Source organism: Neptunomonas sp. XY-337 (assembly GCF_004959845.1).
GTDB classification, from domain to species: Bacteria; Pseudomonadota; Gammaproteobacteria; order Pseudomonadales; family Balneatricaceae; genus Neptunomonas; species Neptunomonas marina.
In genome coordinates, this window is sequence record NZ_SPLL01000008.1 from 56,260 (window position 1) to 71,641 (window position 15,382).

Annotated in this window: 14 protein-coding genes; 5 read left to right on the forward strand and 9 right to left on the reverse strand. The window is 50.7% G+C overall.

Annotation, left to right across the window (positions count from 1 at the left end):
• Positions 1 to 29 precede the first annotated feature (29 nt).
• Positions 30 to 515 carry a hypothetical protein gene (locus E4L36_RS16350; RefSeq protein ID WP_136681481.1) on the forward strand — a complete coding sequence of 162 codons (486 nt, stop codon included), beginning with the start codon at positions 30 to 32 and terminating at the stop codon, positions 513 to 515.
• A gap of 231 nt (positions 516 to 746) precedes the next feature.
• Here the strand turns inward: E4L36_RS16350 and E4L36_RS16355 are convergent, their stop codons facing one another.
• Positions 747 to 3,749 carry a DUF748 domain-containing protein gene (locus E4L36_RS16355; RefSeq protein ID WP_136681482.1) on the reverse strand — a complete coding sequence of 1,001 codons (3,003 nt, stop codon included), beginning with the start codon at positions 3,747 to 3,749 and terminating at the stop codon, positions 747 to 749.
• 136 nt (positions 3,750 to 3,885) lie between these two features.
• On the opposite strand from E4L36_RS16355, the gene E4L36_RS16360 reads away from it, so the two are divergent.
• The gene (locus E4L36_RS16360; RefSeq protein ID WP_136681483.1) at positions 3,886 to 4,479 is read left to right on the forward strand and encodes a hypothetical protein; all 594 of its coding nucleotides are present in this window, start codon (positions 3,886 to 3,888) and stop codon (positions 4,477 to 4,479) included.
• Between the two features lie 141 nt (positions 4,480 to 4,620).
• Positions 4,621 to 4,743 carry a hypothetical protein gene (locus E4L36_RS18105; RefSeq protein ID WP_276317526.1) on the forward strand — a complete coding sequence of 41 codons (123 nt, stop codon included), beginning with the start codon at positions 4,621 to 4,623 and terminating at the stop codon, positions 4,741 to 4,743.
• 51 nt (positions 4,744 to 4,794) lie between these two features.
• On the opposite strand, the gene rpiA is transcribed toward E4L36_RS18105, so the two are convergent.
• Positions 4,795 to 5,469, reverse strand: a complete 675-nt coding sequence (gene rpiA, locus E4L36_RS16365; protein ID WP_136681484.1) for a ribose-5-phosphate isomerase RpiA — start codon at positions 5,467 to 5,469, stop codon at positions 4,795 to 4,797.
• A 187-nt stretch (positions 5,470 to 5,656) separates the two neighbouring features.
• Between rpiA and ilvA the strand changes: the two genes are divergently transcribed.
• Positions 5,657 to 7,174 carry a threonine ammonia-lyase, biosynthetic gene (gene ilvA / locus E4L36_RS16370; RefSeq protein WP_136681485.1) on the forward strand — a complete coding sequence of 506 codons (1,518 nt, stop codon included), beginning with the start codon at positions 5,657 to 5,659 and terminating at the stop codon, positions 7,172 to 7,174.
• 43 nt (positions 7,175 to 7,217) lie between these two features.
• Here ilvA and E4L36_RS16375 read toward each other — a convergent pair whose 3' ends face one another.
• The 6 genes from E4L36_RS16375 to E4L36_RS16400 form a co-directional block, all read right to left on the reverse strand.
• Positions 7,218 to 7,403, reverse strand: coding sequence for a DUF6726 family protein (locus E4L36_RS16375; RefSeq protein ID WP_127695022.1), 186 nt, complete (start codon positions 7,401 to 7,403; stop codon positions 7,218 to 7,220).
• Entirely contained in the window at positions 7,393 to 7,920 is a 528-nt protein-coding gene (locus tag E4L36_RS16380; RefSeq protein ID WP_136681486.1) for a hypothetical protein, read from the reverse strand. Before E4L36_RS16380 ends, E4L36_RS16375 begins: the two co-directional genes overlap by 11 nt.
• A 66-nt stretch (positions 7,921 to 7,986) precedes the next feature.
• A complete protein-coding gene (locus E4L36_RS16385; protein WP_136681487.1) occupies positions 7,987 to 8,607 on the reverse strand; it encodes a LysE family translocator in 621 nt (206 codons plus the stop codon).
• 197 nt (positions 8,608 to 8,804) lie between these two features.
• Entirely contained in the window at positions 8,805 to 10,202 is a 1,398-nt protein-coding gene (locus E4L36_RS16390; RefSeq protein ID WP_127695019.1) for a TRAP transporter large permease subunit, read from the reverse strand.
• Positions 10,199 to 10,783 (reverse strand): TRAP transporter small permease, encoded by a 585-nt coding sequence (locus E4L36_RS16395; protein WP_127695018.1) that lies wholly within the window; start codon positions 10,781 to 10,783, stop codon positions 10,199 to 10,201. Before E4L36_RS16395 ends, E4L36_RS16390 begins: the two co-directional genes overlap by 4 nt.
• Before the next feature lie 161 nt (positions 10,784 to 10,944).
• A complete protein-coding gene (locus E4L36_RS16400) occupies positions 10,945 to 11,928 on the reverse strand; it encodes a TRAP transporter substrate-binding protein (protein WP_127695017.1) in 984 nt (327 codons plus the stop codon).
• A gap of 426 nt (positions 11,929 to 12,354) precedes the next feature.
• Between E4L36_RS16400 and E4L36_RS16405 the strand changes: the two genes are divergently transcribed.
• Positions 12,355 to 13,950 (forward strand): methyl-accepting chemotaxis protein, encoded by a 1,596-nt coding sequence (locus E4L36_RS16405; protein ID WP_136681488.1) that lies wholly within the window; start codon positions 12,355 to 12,357, stop codon positions 13,948 to 13,950.
• Positions 13,951 to 14,003: 53 nt separating this feature from the next.
• On the opposite strand, the gene E4L36_RS16410 is transcribed toward E4L36_RS16405, so the two are convergent.
• Complete coding sequence (locus tag E4L36_RS16410) at positions 14,004 to 15,377, reverse strand: sigma-54 dependent transcriptional regulator (protein WP_136681489.1); 1,374 nt, start codon at positions 15,375 to 15,377, stop codon at positions 14,004 to 14,006.
• Positions 15,378 to 15,382: the final 5 nt, after the last annotated feature.

The window sequence follows — 15,382 nt, forward strand, 5'->3', positions numbered from 1 at the left end:
GATAGATACCACGGAGCTTCGAAGCATATATGCGCGATCGAATCTGGCACAATCTGCAAAATAGTAAGTTTAAGTCGGAATATCTGAACAGAGTGTCGCGAGCCTCAAACTTCTGGGGCAACATGTACTCTTTTTTCTTAGCCTTTGCCTCTGCAAGCAGCGTTGCTGCATGGACTATATGGAATTCTGTCCCAGCGGTTTGGGGTGGAATTGTTGCTTTCTCCCAACTGTTACATATCGCAAAACCATACTTTCCGTTTTTCAGAAGTGACAGGGAGTTCTGGGAGATGAGTCACTTGTATGAAACATTGTATCTTTCGTATGAAAAACTGTGGTTTGCATATGAGAGAGGTCAGATTAACGAAAATGAAGCCGAGAAGCGGTTTTATAAACTCCGAGATAATGAACTGGCGATCAACAAGCGATTTAAGCACGTTTATTGCCCAACTTTTGACAGATTAATTAAGAAGAGCAGTGAAGAAGTCGCTCTACAGTTGAATCAAACCTTTAGGTAGAAATGATATGAGCAGTTCAAAGCCGTCACGCAATCCTCCTCAGAAACCTTCACCCCGTCCTGTAAACTCCTCAGGTTCCGATGGATTAAATCGTTCTGTACCAAATAACCCAACCCCACCGCCGCCTCCACCATCTAAAAGCAAATAATACATTGCCGTACTCGATTTGATGTTATGTATCAGCGGCGATAGCTTAAGGCGGGCCAACTTCAGGCCCCTTTTTGTTGTTTGTTACAACGCTAACGCAACCCCCGGCGTTAGCTCTGCGTTCTTCGTATTCGGCACGGCAAAGCAGCTAAATAACTGCTTCTGCGGCACGCCCTGTTTCAGCAACATATCCATAACGGTTTCGCCACGCTCACCCGCGAGCACTTGTAGCTTATCCGTCACTATTTCATCGAGCTGTGCGGCAGTCATCGGCTTTTCACGCTTTTTATTCATCTTTTCAAGTTCAGGCAGCAGCGCTTGTTTATCTGCTAAAACCGCGTTTCCACACACATTCAAGCGCAGTGCATCACGCGCTTTGAGCATCCCTGAGATTTTCGCAACGTAATCGCTAGCGTCTGCATTAGGCTGGTTCTCACCCGCCACAAACCCAACCGGTGCCAGATTGATAAACGCCCCGGACTGGCTGGCATCGATTGCCGTTTTAGCAATGGAGATCAACGCCCCATATGGCTGAAGCGACTTGGTAAGGAAGCTAAACGCAGCCTGCTTGAGGCCCTTTTTCGCGAGCCGTTCAACAATACTCTGATAGCCAAACTTGGGGTCGTTCAACGAGCCTTCAACGGGCAGATCTAGCTTGATGTTATCGTTGCCGTCTTCAAGCACCGCGATGGCGGTGCCTAATGGCATACTCAGCTGCTGGTTGAACTTACCGGTCGCGCTATTTTGCGCAGGCTGCACTTCGATACGGCGCAGGTCGATCTGATTCGTGCCTGACAGTTCACTCTTTTTCAATGTGACATCACTAGCAAAATTCATCTGACCACTTTGCAAGTAATAGCCGATAAACTTTCCGGCGTACGGGCTGATCACTGGTAGCTGCATGTTGTTAAGTTCTAGCTTCCAGTTGCCATTTTTATCTGCACCAAACAGGTTTAGCTTGCCATCCACCGCCAGTGAAGCACGCTTGTTGATCGTGGCTTTGGCACTAAATTGGCTTTGCTGCTCCGAGCCGGTATCAATATTGGCGATATTCAGCGCGGTAATACTCGCTTCAGACTGAAAACGCGGCGCCACGCTATTGTCCGCAAAACGTACCAGATTTGTATCAGCTAGGCTGACTTTCCCAATACGCACGGTCATGCCTGTACCGTTGTCGTCGGATTTAGCGCCCTCATCGGATGCGGCGCTAGGGCCCGATAGCGTTGCCAACGCCGCTTGTAAGCGCTCAACCTCTTTGACCGCTTGCGCTTTGGTGACCGTGACTTCGGTCGTCGTTTGATTAATCACAATGGACTCAATAACAAGCCGCGCTAGCTCAGCCATACTGAGCTGCGCGATATCAATACTGCCCGCTGCCACCATGGGCGCCGAGCCCTCTTGGTAGTTCGCTTTTAGATTTGCCAAGCGGATACGATCCGCACTGATCATCTTGGCATCATAATAGCCATTGCTCAGCGCCAGTTGATCCAGTGAGGCAAGCGTTAAGGGTGCTTTATCTGCCGCTACATAGAGCTGTTCAAGCGCGACATCGGCCGCCGTAATTTTGGGTGCGGTGGGTGACATCTCGTTGAGCTGCGCCTTGAGAGTGGCACTATCAGTGCGTACCACCAGCCCCGTTGTTTGACTAAGATCTAGCCCCTTGAGGCGAATGTCAGGAGTAGCACTAATCGTTGCTAGCTCCGCTTCCCGCCAAGCGAGTTCAGTTTGAGAGCGGATATCAGCGCCAGCCATTTTCAGCTGCAACGCTGGTTGCGATAACGATAACCCCGCTAATGCGGCATCAATCGCCGCAGTCACTTGCTGTGGTCCGCCCTCCCCTAACGTAACCGACAACGGCCCTTGCTGGCGAAAGCTGCCCAACTGCAGTGCCATCTCACCCTGCTGTAAGCTTAGCGTTTGTGCATCTAGCGCTGTACCCAGCGTTATACGCTGTGGGCCTTGCTTACCAAAATCGAGCGTTAGCGGACCCTTCTGCGTGAAGCTCTTTGCGCTCAGTTGTAGTCCCGGCTGAGTCAGATCGAGCTGACCCAAGCTAATCGTCTGCGGGCCTTTTACCTGCTTAAGCTGACCATTGGCAAAAGCCATGGCGATATCACCTTGCCACCCCAGCTTGGCCAGCGTCAGGTCAAGCGCGTCACCCTGCTGCAATGCCACATCATTTGATTGGATACGCCCGGCTAAGGTGATCTTCTCTGGTGCGGCTTCTTTGAGATCAACGACCCCTTTACCGGTCCATGTCAGCACTTGGTCTTTGGCTGATATACCCTCGTCCTGCCAGCGAAAGCCCGTTACCTTGATATCACCGGTATGCTCAATGCGGCCGCTCAGATTGGTGAGATCAACTTTAACAGAGAGGTTCGTCGTCAAGGTTCCTTTTAATTGCGGCACCCACGGCGCAACGACGCTTTCTAACGGGAACTGATTCAACTTTAGGGATAAGGTAGATACCTTTTGCGCAGGCAGTGGCGTAGCTTCACTTTCAATATCAAACGAAGAGCCGTTCAAGGTGCCTTTCAGTTGCAGCGCCGTCGTGGCTTGCTCATCCCATTGCAGCAACGAATTCAATTCGGCCGTTTCGATAAATAGGCTCTGCTTATACGGCGGAATATCCAGCGCCCAAACCAACGAATCGATCGCAACAGACTGGATACCAAAGCGCCATGCCGATGGCTCGTCGCTCGCGGCAGTATCAGGGCTCTCTGGTTTATCATCTGACAGCGCACTTAAGTTGATCGGCCCAAGCCATAGATCATCTTGCTTTTGATACAGCCCTGTTTGCACCTCTTTCACAGCAAGGTGCTTAACGAGTACGCGTTGCTCAAACAGCGCTTTGTAATCGATGCCCAGATCCAGCTGTCCAACATTAATCGGAGGCGCATCAGGAGCGGTCGCGGAAAGCTTCGTAAGAGCAATAGAGCCATCAAACCAGTTGATATTAATCGCTTCAAAATGCGCCTCCTGCGCACCGTGGTCCCGCAACCAAATCACCACTTGGTCACGCACCAGATATGGCAGCGTATGTAACCCAAGTAAGACGATGACAATAAGCGATAACAGTAGCTTCATATAAATCCTTTGCTCACAAAAGCAGTTTTCTCAACCTTGATCGTTTGCCGAATACTTACAACTTAAGCGCTAGCGCCATCACAAGCGCTACCCGCTAAGCTAGCGTGTAACCTAACAGCATCCTTGCACCGATACGATGAAATTTAAACCTCTTTCCCCAACACCAAACGCTACGTGGTTCTGGCTGATGCTGGGCTTAATGCTCTGGCAACCGTCACTCCAAGCTGCACCAAAACAGGACTGGCACCACCAAGCCACCATTCGTTACGCAGCTGAGGATAATCAGATCTTTGTTGATCCTGAGAGCGCCGCTAAGCTCAAGCGCTACCATAACCAATACCTGCGCGAACCGATGTACGAGGATTACCTATACGTTGTTCTACTGACTCTGTTGGGTGAGCAGGAGTTTCAAGGCCTCTTTAAAAATTTAGGCGGCGGCTTTGTACCGATACAAGTGCGCGAGCCCTTCTTAATTATGAAGGGCACTCGCGACCACTGTGGCGGCTTGCAGGAGGGGCTCATTATGGTGGACACAACTACCGGCCACGTTTTCACAGCACGATACGCCGTTGATCAATTCTATATCGCCACTACAACAGACGCCGCAACCCCGCTGCCTAGCTATCTGGAACGCTGGGTGCTGCGTATTTTGAATGCCAATGGCCCACGCGAGAAGCCATCGCGCAATAAAGTGCTACTACAAAAAATGGCGGGAGATTGGTGCCTTTGAAAGGCTCGGCTCTAGACCCGAATAACATTACAAAAAGAAGGGATATAACCTAACGCTATAAAACCCTCACTTTTACTGCTAAAATTCCGCCAAAAAAAAATACAGTTCTATGCAATTAACACAATTATCAGGGTGAATTTTATGGCAGATCATGATGAAAACTTTCGTGACTCAGCAAGCTTTGGCTGGGTAGCGGTCAACCTAGTGGCCATGCTTTGGGTCACTATGCCGGTCAGCATCGCACTTGTTAAAATCGTGCAGTGAAACGAAAAAAACCGCGTTAAACGCGGTTTTTTCTTATCTAGGCGCGACAGCTTAAGAGAGCTTAATCGTCTCGACACCACTCTCCGTGCCCATCAATACAATATTCGCACCGCGATTCGCGAAAAGACCGCACGTCACCACACCCACTACATTGTTTAAAGTACGCTCTAGCTCTTTCGGATTGACGATATCGAGATGGTGTACATCCAGAATTTCATTGCCGTTATCCGTTACAAAGCCCTCACGGTAGACCGGCATCCCTTCCAGCTTCACAATTTCACGTGCCACGTAGGAGCGCGCCATCGGTATCACCTCGATCGGCAACGGAAAATCGCCCAATACGTCGACTTTCTTGCTCGCATCGACAATACAAACAAACTCCTTTGCAACGGCCGCGACGATCTTCTCGCGCGTTAAGGCGCCGCCTCCGCCTTTGACTAGGTTTAGGTGGCCATCAAACTCATCAGCGCCATCAACATACACATCCAGTACGTTTGCTTCGTTCAAGTCATACACCGTGATTCCGTGCGCTTTAAGGCGCTCAGCTGTGGCTTCAGAGCTTGCCACGGCACCATCAAATAGGTGCTTCACCTTCGCCAAGGCGTCGATAAAGAAGTTCGCCGTTGAGCCCGTTCCGACGCCAACAACCGAATCGCTAGAAAGCTTAGGCTGTATGTAATCAACGGCAACCTGTGCGACCGCTTGCTTCATCTCATCTTGTGTCATGCTGTTTTCTCACTTGAAGGTTGGCTTTAGTCGAAATTATACGCGCCATTGCGTCGCGCTTGTAGACGAATAGCAGCGCAACTTGTACGATTTCTGATCCCCTCGCTTTTGCTCAAGGCTGCGGGGCTATTGGTCTACTTAACTGTGCCGCGGTGCAGTCCATTATTACTACAAAGAATCTCCTATCATGCCGCATAGATACATCAAGAAAATACTGCAGGCTCGCGTCTATGACGTAGCCGTAAAAACGCCGCTGTCACCCGCACGCGGCTTGTCTGAACGTCTGAATAACCGCGTACTGCTCAAGCGCGAAGATGAGCAGCCGGTATTCTCTTTCAAAATTCGTGGCGCATACAACAAAATGATTCAGCTGACCGAAGCTGAAAAAGCACGCGGTGTGGTTGCCGCATCCGCCGGTAACCATGCACAAGGGTTAGCGATGGCTGCACAGCGCTTGGGCGTTGATGCGACCATTGTGATGCCAAAAACAACCCCTGATGTGAAGGTCAACAATGTGCGCCGCTTAGGGGGACGCGTTGTCCTGCACGGCGATGCATTTGATGACGCCTCCAAACTGGCGCAAGAGCTGGTGGAGAAAGAGGGTAAAACGTATGTCCACCCCTTTGATGACCCCGATGTTATCGCAGGTCAGGGCACCGTCGGCATGGAGATTATTGAGCAGGAATCAGGCCCTATTGAAGCTATTTTCATCCCGGTAGGGGGTGGTGGCCTTATCGCAGGCGTCGCGACGTACATTAAATATGTTCGCCCTGGTATCAAAGTGATCGGCGTTGAGTCAGAAGACTCCGCTTGCTTGAAACTAGCAATGGACAGTGGCGAGCGCCTTACTCTATCGCAGGTTGGCATCTTCGCCGATGGCGTTGCGGTGGCGCAAATTGGCGCAAATACCTACGAGATGTGTAAAGAGTTTGTCGATGACGTGATCACGGTAACAACCGATGAGATCTGCGCGGCGATCAAAGATATCTATGATGATACCCGCTCTATCTGTGAGCCAGCGGGTGCGCTGGGTGTAGCCGGTCTAAAAAAATATGCGCAGACGCATAATCTTGAAGACAAAACACTGGTGGCGATCAACTCCGGTGCCAACGTCAACTTCGACCGCTTGCGCCACATCGCTGAGCGCTCGGAGCTGGGTGAAAAGCGTGAAGCAATCATCGCTGCGAAGATCCCAGAAAAACCCGGCAGCTTCCGTAAATTCTGTGCAGCACTGGGCAAGCGTAACATTACCGAATTCAACTACCGCTATAGCAGCGATAACGAAGCCGTCGTATTTGCGGGCGTTCAGATCCGCGCCAACAATGACGGTAAAGCGGAGCTACTCGCCGAGATGCAAGAGCATATTGGTGAAGTGGTTGACCTTACGGATAACGAATCAGCCAAGCTACACGTGCGTTATATGGTAGGTGGCCATGCTCCCAAGAGCGTCACCAATGAAGTGGTCTATCGCTTTGAGTTTCCAGAACGCCCAGGCGCTTTGATGAAATTTCTCAGCACATTAGGCGGGCGTTGGAATATCTCGATGTTCCATTACAGGAACCATGGTGCAGCATACGGGCGCGTATTGGTGGGGATGCAGGTTCCTGAAGAGGAGCGCGACGAAGTTCAGCACTATCTCAACGAGATCGGTTATAACTTCTGGGAAGAGACCGACAACCCCGCGTATCAGCTCTTCTTACAGTAACGAAAGCAGCCACAAAAAAAGCTCCCCGATGGGAGCTTTTTTATTAGATCGGTATTGTATCGATACCATCTGCCACGGTATCGATACTCTCATCTATCGGGTCACCTATCACGGGAACCACTGAAATCACAGCACCGCCGATACGCATGGGTACCGTCACAACTTTGGTTAAGACACACCCTTGTAGACACAAGGCAAAACTCAACACTAGCAACAGTTTAACTTTCATAGCTTGATGACTCGATCGTATGCGGAACCTCAGGAGAGTGCTGAAAAGTGGTTGTAAAAAACGCCTTAACAGTAAAGATCAATAGCGCTGTTAACCCCCAGATCAATCCGGTAATAACGCCTAGATCCACCACACCGCGCCAAGGCTGTTCCAGTTTATGAACGAGGAGCACCATTAAAATGATGCCAAATGTTAGGCAGTAGGTGACCAACATACGGCGGCGCTCGATGGTGAAGAAGCCCATACAGAATAGCGGCGCCAACACTAACCGAACGGGGGTGGTATGTTTGGATAGATAATGAATGCGCGCCGCAACACGTGGAGCCCACGCTTTTTGGAACCCGCGGTAGCCTTCAGCAAAGCCCATAAACACGATGCTGAATGCCATGGCCAACCAATGATGCCACTCCAAAGGGTAGTTAAAGGTTTGTAAGCCAATATCACCCAAACGAACAACGGCGCTGCCGATCAGCAAAAAGATACCGACAAAGCCCCATAGTGCTGCTATGTAACCCACCTGAACACTTGCTCCACTGTCACCATTAGCAAAGCCAACAGTATACCCTTTTGCACTTGCACAGTGTTAGCCGAACGCTAACCAGACACCCACAGCCATCATTAGGCTACCTGCAATACGATTCATCAGCTTCACATTGCCACGATCCATCAGCAGATGGCTCAACGCTTTTCCACCACTGGCGTAGATCAGCAAACAGATAAACTCCAAGAGCAGAATCATCAGAATAAGCACCGCCAGTTGAGGTGCAAGTGGCGCACTCTGATCTAGAAACGGCGGCAGTAACGTCACAAAAAAAGCCCAACCCTTAGGGTTGGCGATCGCCGTAACAAAGCCATTGAGCGCTAGTTGAAAGTTGCCTTGCACCACAACTTCAGAACCGGGCTCTGGCATCACCAGCTTGCCCTTTGACTGCCACATCTGGATTCCTAACCACAGCAGATATGCACCACCGCCCAGCTTTAAAATCACAAAGGCCTCTGGGAACTTGAGCATCAGTGTTGCCACACCCAAAGCTGCCGCAGCCGCCACCAAGCCGACGCCGAGCAACTCACCCCACATCATATGCAAACTGCGGCGCACACCAATCGACATTCCTAAACTCAGCGCCAACGTCATGCACATACCCGGCGTAATTGAGACAAAAAAGAAGGTTGGAATAAATAGAGACAGCAGCGCGTAAGACATCAGCCCAGCCCTAAAGAGTTACAGTTACGATTTAAAAACCGCACGGTAACAGCTCATCGATATGGGCACTATAAAAAAGTTGCGCATTTCTCAGAAATAACAGGCAAAAAAAACCACCGCACAAGCGGTGGTCAAAGCACTATTTAACGAGCTGCAAGCCAGATGAGACGCTCGCTTGCAGCGGTGCAGAAACGGTTTTAGTAACCTTTTAGGTGATCGATATACTCCGGCAGGAACAACGAGATCTGCGGAACGTACGTGATCAACATCAAGAAGCCCAACAGCAAGCAGAGCCATGGTAAGCAGGCTTTGATTACCCAGACCATGTTCTGGCCTGTGATACCGGCTGTCACGAAGAGGTTCAGCCCTACAGGCGGTGTTAGCATCCCGATCTCCATGTTCACAACCATGATGATACCTAGGTGAATAGGATCAATGCCTAGCTGCGTCGCAATTGGGAACAAGATTGGCGCCATAATCAACAGAATCGCTGATGGCTCCATAAAGTTACCCGCAATCAACAGCAGAATGTTCATCACAATCAAGAAGCCCCAAGCTGGTAGGCCCCAAGCGATGATCTGCTCAGCGATGGTGTGTGGAATACGTTCAGTCGTTAGAACGTGCGCAAACAGCATCGCATTCGCAATGATGAACAACAGCATCATCGATACTTTTGCGGCATCCAAAATTGTCTTACGCACCTCGGGATCAAAGGACGATTTTGGAAACGCCAGCAACATTTGGACGGTATTTCGCACCACCGCTTTTGGCAGCGCTTCGCCCTCGTGACGCCAAGGGACGTTCTTCAACGGACCAATATCGCGATAGCCCATCACCGCAATCAGGTAACCGTAAACGGCCGCAACCGCTGCTGCTTCCGTTGGTGAGGCAATACCACCGTAGATAGAGCCCAGCACGATGATGATCAACATCAAACCGCCCAGAGCAATCAAGCCTGACTTGGCCAGCGCACGGAAGCCTGGGAACGGCTGTGATGGCAAACCTTTGATGCGCGCCACGATATAGATCGCCACCATCAAGATTAAGCCCATCATCAGGCCTGGAATAAAGCCTGCCATAAACATACGCGACGCTGACACTTCCGTTGCAGCCGCATATACCAGCATGACGATCGATGGCGGAATCAAGATACCCAGCGTACCGGCATTCGCGATCACGCCCGCCGCAAAGGCTTGCGGATAACCTGCACGCACCATACCTGCGATAACGATGGTACCGATCGCTGCTACAGTAGCCGGAGACGAACCAGATACCGCTGCAAACAGCATACATGCCATAACAGAGGCCATCGCCAAGCCGCCACGAATATGGCCGACAGAATCAACTGCGAAGTTGATCAAGCGCTTCGCAACACCGCCCGTCGACAAGAAAGCAGACGACAAAATAAAGAAAGGGATCGCCAAGAGCGTGTAGTGCTCTGAGGTTGCTTCAAAAAGTTTTAACGCAATAGAAGCCAGCGAGTCATTGGAAAACAATAGGATCGTCGTCACTGAGGACAAACCAAGCGCAACCGCGATAGGCATCCCCATAAACATGCATGCGAATAGCACGAAAAACAGCACGGCAATGGTCATTTTTTGTTCTCCTTCGGCTGATCATTGTTGGCAGCATCAGAACCGATAGCCGTCTCTTTAAGCTCGTTCGCAAGCTCCATGGATTCTTCAGCTTCATCGGCAAAGTGGAAGCCATCTGCCTGACGGGTGACCACTTTCCACCCCAGCTGCAAAAAGCGCACAATGAGCAACACAAAGCCGATCACGAGAATAGTCATCGGAATCCACTTGGGTACGGGTAGATCCTCAAGCTCGATACCGATCATCTTCATTTTGCTCAGATAGATCCAAGAGCCATACAAAAACAAGCCGCAGTACACTAGACACAGCGCAACCGCGAGTAGGGTAAAGAAGCGATGAGGTCCGCTAGGTAGCATCTTTACGAAAACATCAACGCCGATATGGGCACCTACTTTTACCCCGTAAGATGCACCAAACAAAACAAACCAAGCAGCAATCAGCAAGGTCACTTCCTGTGCCCAATGGATACCTGCGTTAAAACCAAACCGGGCTACCACTTCGGCAAACACCAGTAAGGTCATCGACACTAGAAGCAGCGATAAAAACCCTTCCTCTAGCTTTGTCACGAGATTACGTACCATAACAACCCCCGCAACGACTCACGTCGTTCAGATTAAAAAAGAAGATCCACAGGACAGCTCCCTCTCAGGATACTGAAGCTCTCCTCTGGAAAGCCCGAGGTGTCGGGTAGCGCAGCCGCGCTACCCAACGATCTAGACGCGCACAACCGTGCGCAGGCTGATTAGTTGTTCGCAGCTTCTGCCGCTTTGATCTGATCAGCACCGATTTCGCTTTCGAACTGCTTCCAAACAGGGCGCATCGCTTCTACCCACTGAGCACGCTCAGCATCAGTCAGCTCAAGCACTTCAGAGCGCTTAGATGCGATGATCTTCTGCTTATCAGAATCCGCTTTTTCTGCCGCGATACCGTTACCGTATTTGATCGCTTCATTCAGGGCTTTCTGGATCTCAGCTTTCAGGTCGTCGTCCAGACCCATCCAGAACTCAGCCGATGTCACAACAAGGTAATCCAACACACCGTGGTTAGATTCAGTGATGTATGGCTGCACTTCGAAGAACTTCTTCGAAAAGATGTTCGACCAGGTGTTTTCTTGGCCGTCAATCGCTTTGGTTTGTAGCAGGGTGAATACTTCAGAGAATGGCTTTTTCAAAGGTACCGCATCAACCGCTTCAAACTGCGCTTGCAGTACGTCAGATGTCATGATGCGGAACTTCTTGCCTGCCGCATCAGCCGGTGTTTTTAGCGGCTGGCTTGCAGACAGTTGCTTCATACCGTTATGCAAGTAACCTAGACCGACAAGGCCCTTCTTGCGCAGTGAGCCCAGCAGCTCTTGGCCTTCTGGGCCATTCTGGAAGCGCTCAACTGCGTCCATATCTTTGAATAGGAAAGGTAGATCGAAGATCTGTAGTTTCTTCGTGTATTTCTGGAACTTAGACAGTGAAGGTGCAGCCATCTGCACATCACCTAGCAACATCGCTTCAAGAACTTTGTTGTCGCCAAATAGCTGAGAGTTAGGGAAAACTTTAACTTCCACTTTACCCGGTAGGCGCGCTTCAACCAGCTCTTTAAATTTCAGTGCCATCTGGCCTTTTGGGGTGTTTTCCGCCACAACGTGGGAAAATTTGATTTCAACAGGTGCAGCAACAGCAGCTTGAGCTCCGAGAGCCAGTGCAATGGAAGTCACCGCGGCAGTTAATAAACGCATAACGCTTCTCCTAATTTTTGGATTTATTCAGATTGTTGCGCTGTGGCGCAGCGTGATACGTCTCATCAAATCACGCTGTCCCCCATGCCCGTGCTCGGCACACGCATGAACAAGTCCTGATGGAGAGAGCAAAGAAAAGGCCAAAAGAAAAAATTTTAATTATTTCAATATGTTAATAAAAAACAGCAGCAGACCACCCCGAGAAAATGGGTGGATTTCCACCCAGAGCAAAGTCAAGATGAGTCGTTTTCCGCCACTCAAGGTTTGATAAACGTCAATTAGTTCACTTTGTACACAGTGGCAAGTTGAACAATGCCCATAAGCGAACTATAAAGATTCCTAACGATGTGCCGAAATCTCTTTCTAAATCAAGAGATTCATCAAACAAATCTAATGTAAGGATTCACAGTGAAGCGGACCACTGAGATGTCAATTCAAACAAAAGTTAACTTATCCTTGGTGGCTGTTTTCATCATCGTTTTGATCGGCAGTTTAACGGCGATCTATAACAGTGAGATGAACCTAAGCCGCGATGTCGCGCGTAACACAACGGTGAATACCGCCGACTCCTACTTCGACAGCATCAACATCCTGATGCTCAGTGGGGCCATGGCAAACCGCGGCACTCTGCAAGAGAAGATACTCTCCAACCCAGACCTCACTGAAGCGCGCATCATTCGTGGTGATGCTGTCACTAAGATGTATGGCGCGGGCACACCCGACTCTAAGGTGATGGATGACTTTGACCGCCGTGCCATGAACGGCGAGCAAATCATCGAGGAGCTGGACGATAAAGACGGCCATCGTCTGGTCGTGGTTACGCCCATGCGTGCTGAAGAGGACTATAAAGGTACCAACTGCCTGATGTGCCACCCGGTCAATAAGGGCGAGGTATTGGGTGCCGTGCGTGTGACCTACTCGTTTGCAGCGATGGACAAAACGGTGATGAGTAACATCACTGCGGTTGCGCTAGTTGAGCTGGGACTGTTCACCGTGGGTATCATCTTAATCAGCCTGTTGCTACGTAAGCTGGTGGTGCGCCCGATTAACGAGCTTAGCCATACGATTCAGCGTATTGAAGACGAAGCTGACCTCAACTTACGTACCCAGAACACCTCAAACGATGAAATCGGCCAGATGTCATCTGCGTTTAATTCCATGCTCGACCACTTCCAAAGTAGCTTAAAGCAAGTCAGCGATACCGTATTAAAGCTCGGTAACTCTAGCCATCAGATCACAGAGATCGCTCACCAAGCGGCGGAAGCCACCGCCAATCAACAGATGCAAACAAGCTCAGTAGCCTCAGCCATGGAGCAGATGGAAGCCGCAACCCGCAGTGTCGAGCAAAACGCACAAAGCACGGTAGAAGCCTCTGATCTGGCGATGACAGAGAGCACCAAAGGCACCGAAATTACACAAGCCGCGCTGCACTCGATCGAAGAGCTCAAAGCGAAGATGACCCATGCCACTGAGGTGATCGAAAACCTCAACACCCAAAGCCAAAATGTAGGCACGGTGTTGGAGGTTATTCAGAAGATTGCTGAGCAAACCAACTTGCTCGCATTGAACGCAGCCATTGAAGCCGCGCGCGCTGGTGAGCAAGGCCGAGGCTTCGCCGTCGTCGCCGATGAAGTGCGCACCTTGGCTAGCCGCACTCACAGCTCAACAGAAGAGATCAACACGATCATCTCTCAGCTGCAGCAGGATGCTCGCGGAGCTGTAAGCGTTATGGATGAAGCGATGAGCCGTGCTGGAACGGGCGTAGAAAGCGTACAACGCACCACCGATTCCCTGACGAACATCGCAGAGGAGGTGCGGGTTATCAACGACATGAACCATCAGGTAGCCAGCGCGATTCGCGAGCAGTCACAGATGGCCGCCAGCGTTGAAGATAACGTACTAGAGATCAACAACAACGCACGTCTAACCGCAGAACGAGCAGGTCGCTTAGACGATGTATCCAGCGAACTCGGCTCCCTTGCCAACCAGCTCGAAGCCTTGGTAAACCGCTTTAAGCTATAAGAAGCGTCCACGACGAAAAAGCCCCTGCTGAGCAGGGGCTTTTTTATGGACCACTAGTTTTTAAAATCGTCTTTATTGATCTCGTGCTTCTTCATTTTGTCATACAAGGTTTTGCGCGGTAGCCCTAAGCTCTCTTGCGTATCCTTGATCGAGCCACCGTGACGGGCAAGCTCGGTTTGAATCAGCATTCTTTCAAAACGTTCCATCTGTTGTGGTAACGTCATATGGCCGCGCTCTGTCGCATCTAAAATCGGCTGATCATCAAAATCAAAGGTACAGTTTTCACCCAGCAGCACATAGCGTTCTGCTAGGTTACGCAGCTCCCGCACATTGCCCGGCCAATCGTGCGTCACCAAACTGTGCATACGTTCGGCACTGAGCGGCACAACTTCGCGCCCGTACAGTGTTGATGCAACAATCGCAAAGTGCTGAAACAGCAACGGGATGTCGTCACGACGTTCACGCAAGGGCGGAATATCGATTTTAACGACATTCAAGCGGTAGTAGAGGTCCTCTCGAAACAAGCCTTGCTCGGCTTGCTGCTTCAAGTCCGCTTTGCTGGCTGCGATAATGCGTAGATCCAGCGGGATCGATTCATTTGAACCCAAGCGCTCAACGCTGCGCTCCTCGATCACCCGCAGCAGCTTCACCTGTAGCGCCAACGGCATACTTTCGATCTCATCCAGAAAGAGCGTACCGCCATTGGCATGTTCGAACTTACCGATACGACGCGCCTTGGCATCCGTAAACGCACCTTTTTCGTGGCCAAATAGCTCACTCTCGATCAGGTTTTCCGGCACGGCCCCGCAATTGATCGCCACAAAGTTCTTATCCCGACGGTTGCTGTGTTCATGGATATAACGCGCCATTAAGTCTTTACCGGAGCCGGTTTCAGCCAAAATCAGGATATCAGCAGGCGTATCAGCCACCGCTTGCACTAAGCCCCGCAGCTGCTGCAAAGCCGGTGTTTTACCGATCAAACGCGGCCCTGGGGCACTCTGCGCCTCGAGCTCGCGGCGCAAGCGCTGGTTCTCTAGCGTCAGGGTCAACTTTTCAACCGCTCGTTTCACTACATCTTGCAACAGATCAGCGGAGAAGGGTTTCTCGATAAAGTCATATGCGCCATCGCGAATCGCACCCACGGCCATACTGATATCGCCATGGCCGGTAATCAGAATCACCGGAATATCGCTGTTGCGCTGCCGGACTTCACGCATCAGCGCCAGCCCGTCCATACCCGGCATACTGATATCGCTGACCATAACGCCCACCCAACCATCTGCCAGCACATCAAGCGCTTGCTGAGCATTCGCGCAACAGGTCACCGGATAACCGGCAAGCTCCAGCGTTTGTCCGGCCGAGATGCGGATGTGCTCTTCATCATCCACCAGCATCACTGAACACGGTGAATTGGAATCTAACTGCATAACTG

What these genes read in the sequence shown, in the direction of transcription:
- E4L36_RS16350 (WP_136681481.1), top strand. Translation starts at nt 30, where the DNA reads ATGCGCGATCGAATCTGGCACAATCTGCAAAATAGTAAGTTTAAGTCG.
- E4L36_RS16355 (WP_136681482.1), bottom strand. Translation starts at nt 3,749, where the DNA reads ATGAAGCTACTGTTATCGCTTATTGTCATCGTCTTACTTGGGTTACAT.
- E4L36_RS16360 (WP_136681483.1), top strand. Translation starts at nt 3,886, where the DNA reads ATGAAATTTAAACCTCTTTCCCCAACACCAAACGCTACGTGGTTCTGG.
- E4L36_RS18105 (WP_276317526.1), top strand. Translation starts at nt 4,621, where the DNA reads ATGGCAGATCATGATGAAAACTTTCGTGACTCAGCAAGCTTTGGCTGG.
- rpiA (WP_136681484.1), bottom strand. Translation starts at nt 5,469, where the DNA reads ATGACACAAGATGAGATGAAGCAAGCGGTCGCACAGGTTGCCGTTGAT.
- ilvA (WP_136681485.1), top strand. Translation starts at nt 5,657, where the DNA reads ATGCCGCATAGATACATCAAGAAAATACTGCAGGCTCGCGTCTATGAC.
- E4L36_RS16375 (WP_127695022.1), bottom strand. Translation starts at nt 7,403, where the DNA reads ATGAAAGTTAAACTGTTGCTAGTGTTGAGTTTTGCCTTGTGTCTACAA.
- E4L36_RS16385 (WP_136681487.1), bottom strand. Translation starts at nt 8,607, where the DNA reads ATGTCTTACGCGCTGCTGTCTCTATTTATTCCAACCTTCTTTTTTGTC.
- E4L36_RS16390 (WP_127695019.1), bottom strand. Translation starts at nt 10,202, where the DNA reads ATGACCATTGCCGTGCTGTTTTTCGTGCTATTCGCATGCATGTTTATG.
- E4L36_RS16395 (WP_127695018.1), bottom strand. Translation starts at nt 10,783, where the DNA reads ATGGTACGTAATCTCGTGACAAAGCTAGAGGAAGGGTTTTTATCGCTG.
- E4L36_RS16400 (WP_127695017.1), bottom strand. Translation starts at nt 11,928, where the DNA reads ATGCGTTTATTAACTGCCGCGGTGACTTCCATTGCACTGGCTCTCGGA.
- E4L36_RS16405 (WP_136681488.1), top strand. Translation starts at nt 12,355, where the DNA reads ATGTCAATTCAAACAAAAGTTAACTTATCCTTGGTGGCTGTTTTCATC.
- E4L36_RS16410 (WP_136681489.1), bottom strand. Translation starts at nt 15,377, where the DNA reads ATGCAGTTAGATTCCAATTCACCGTGTTCAGTGATGCTGGTGGATGAT.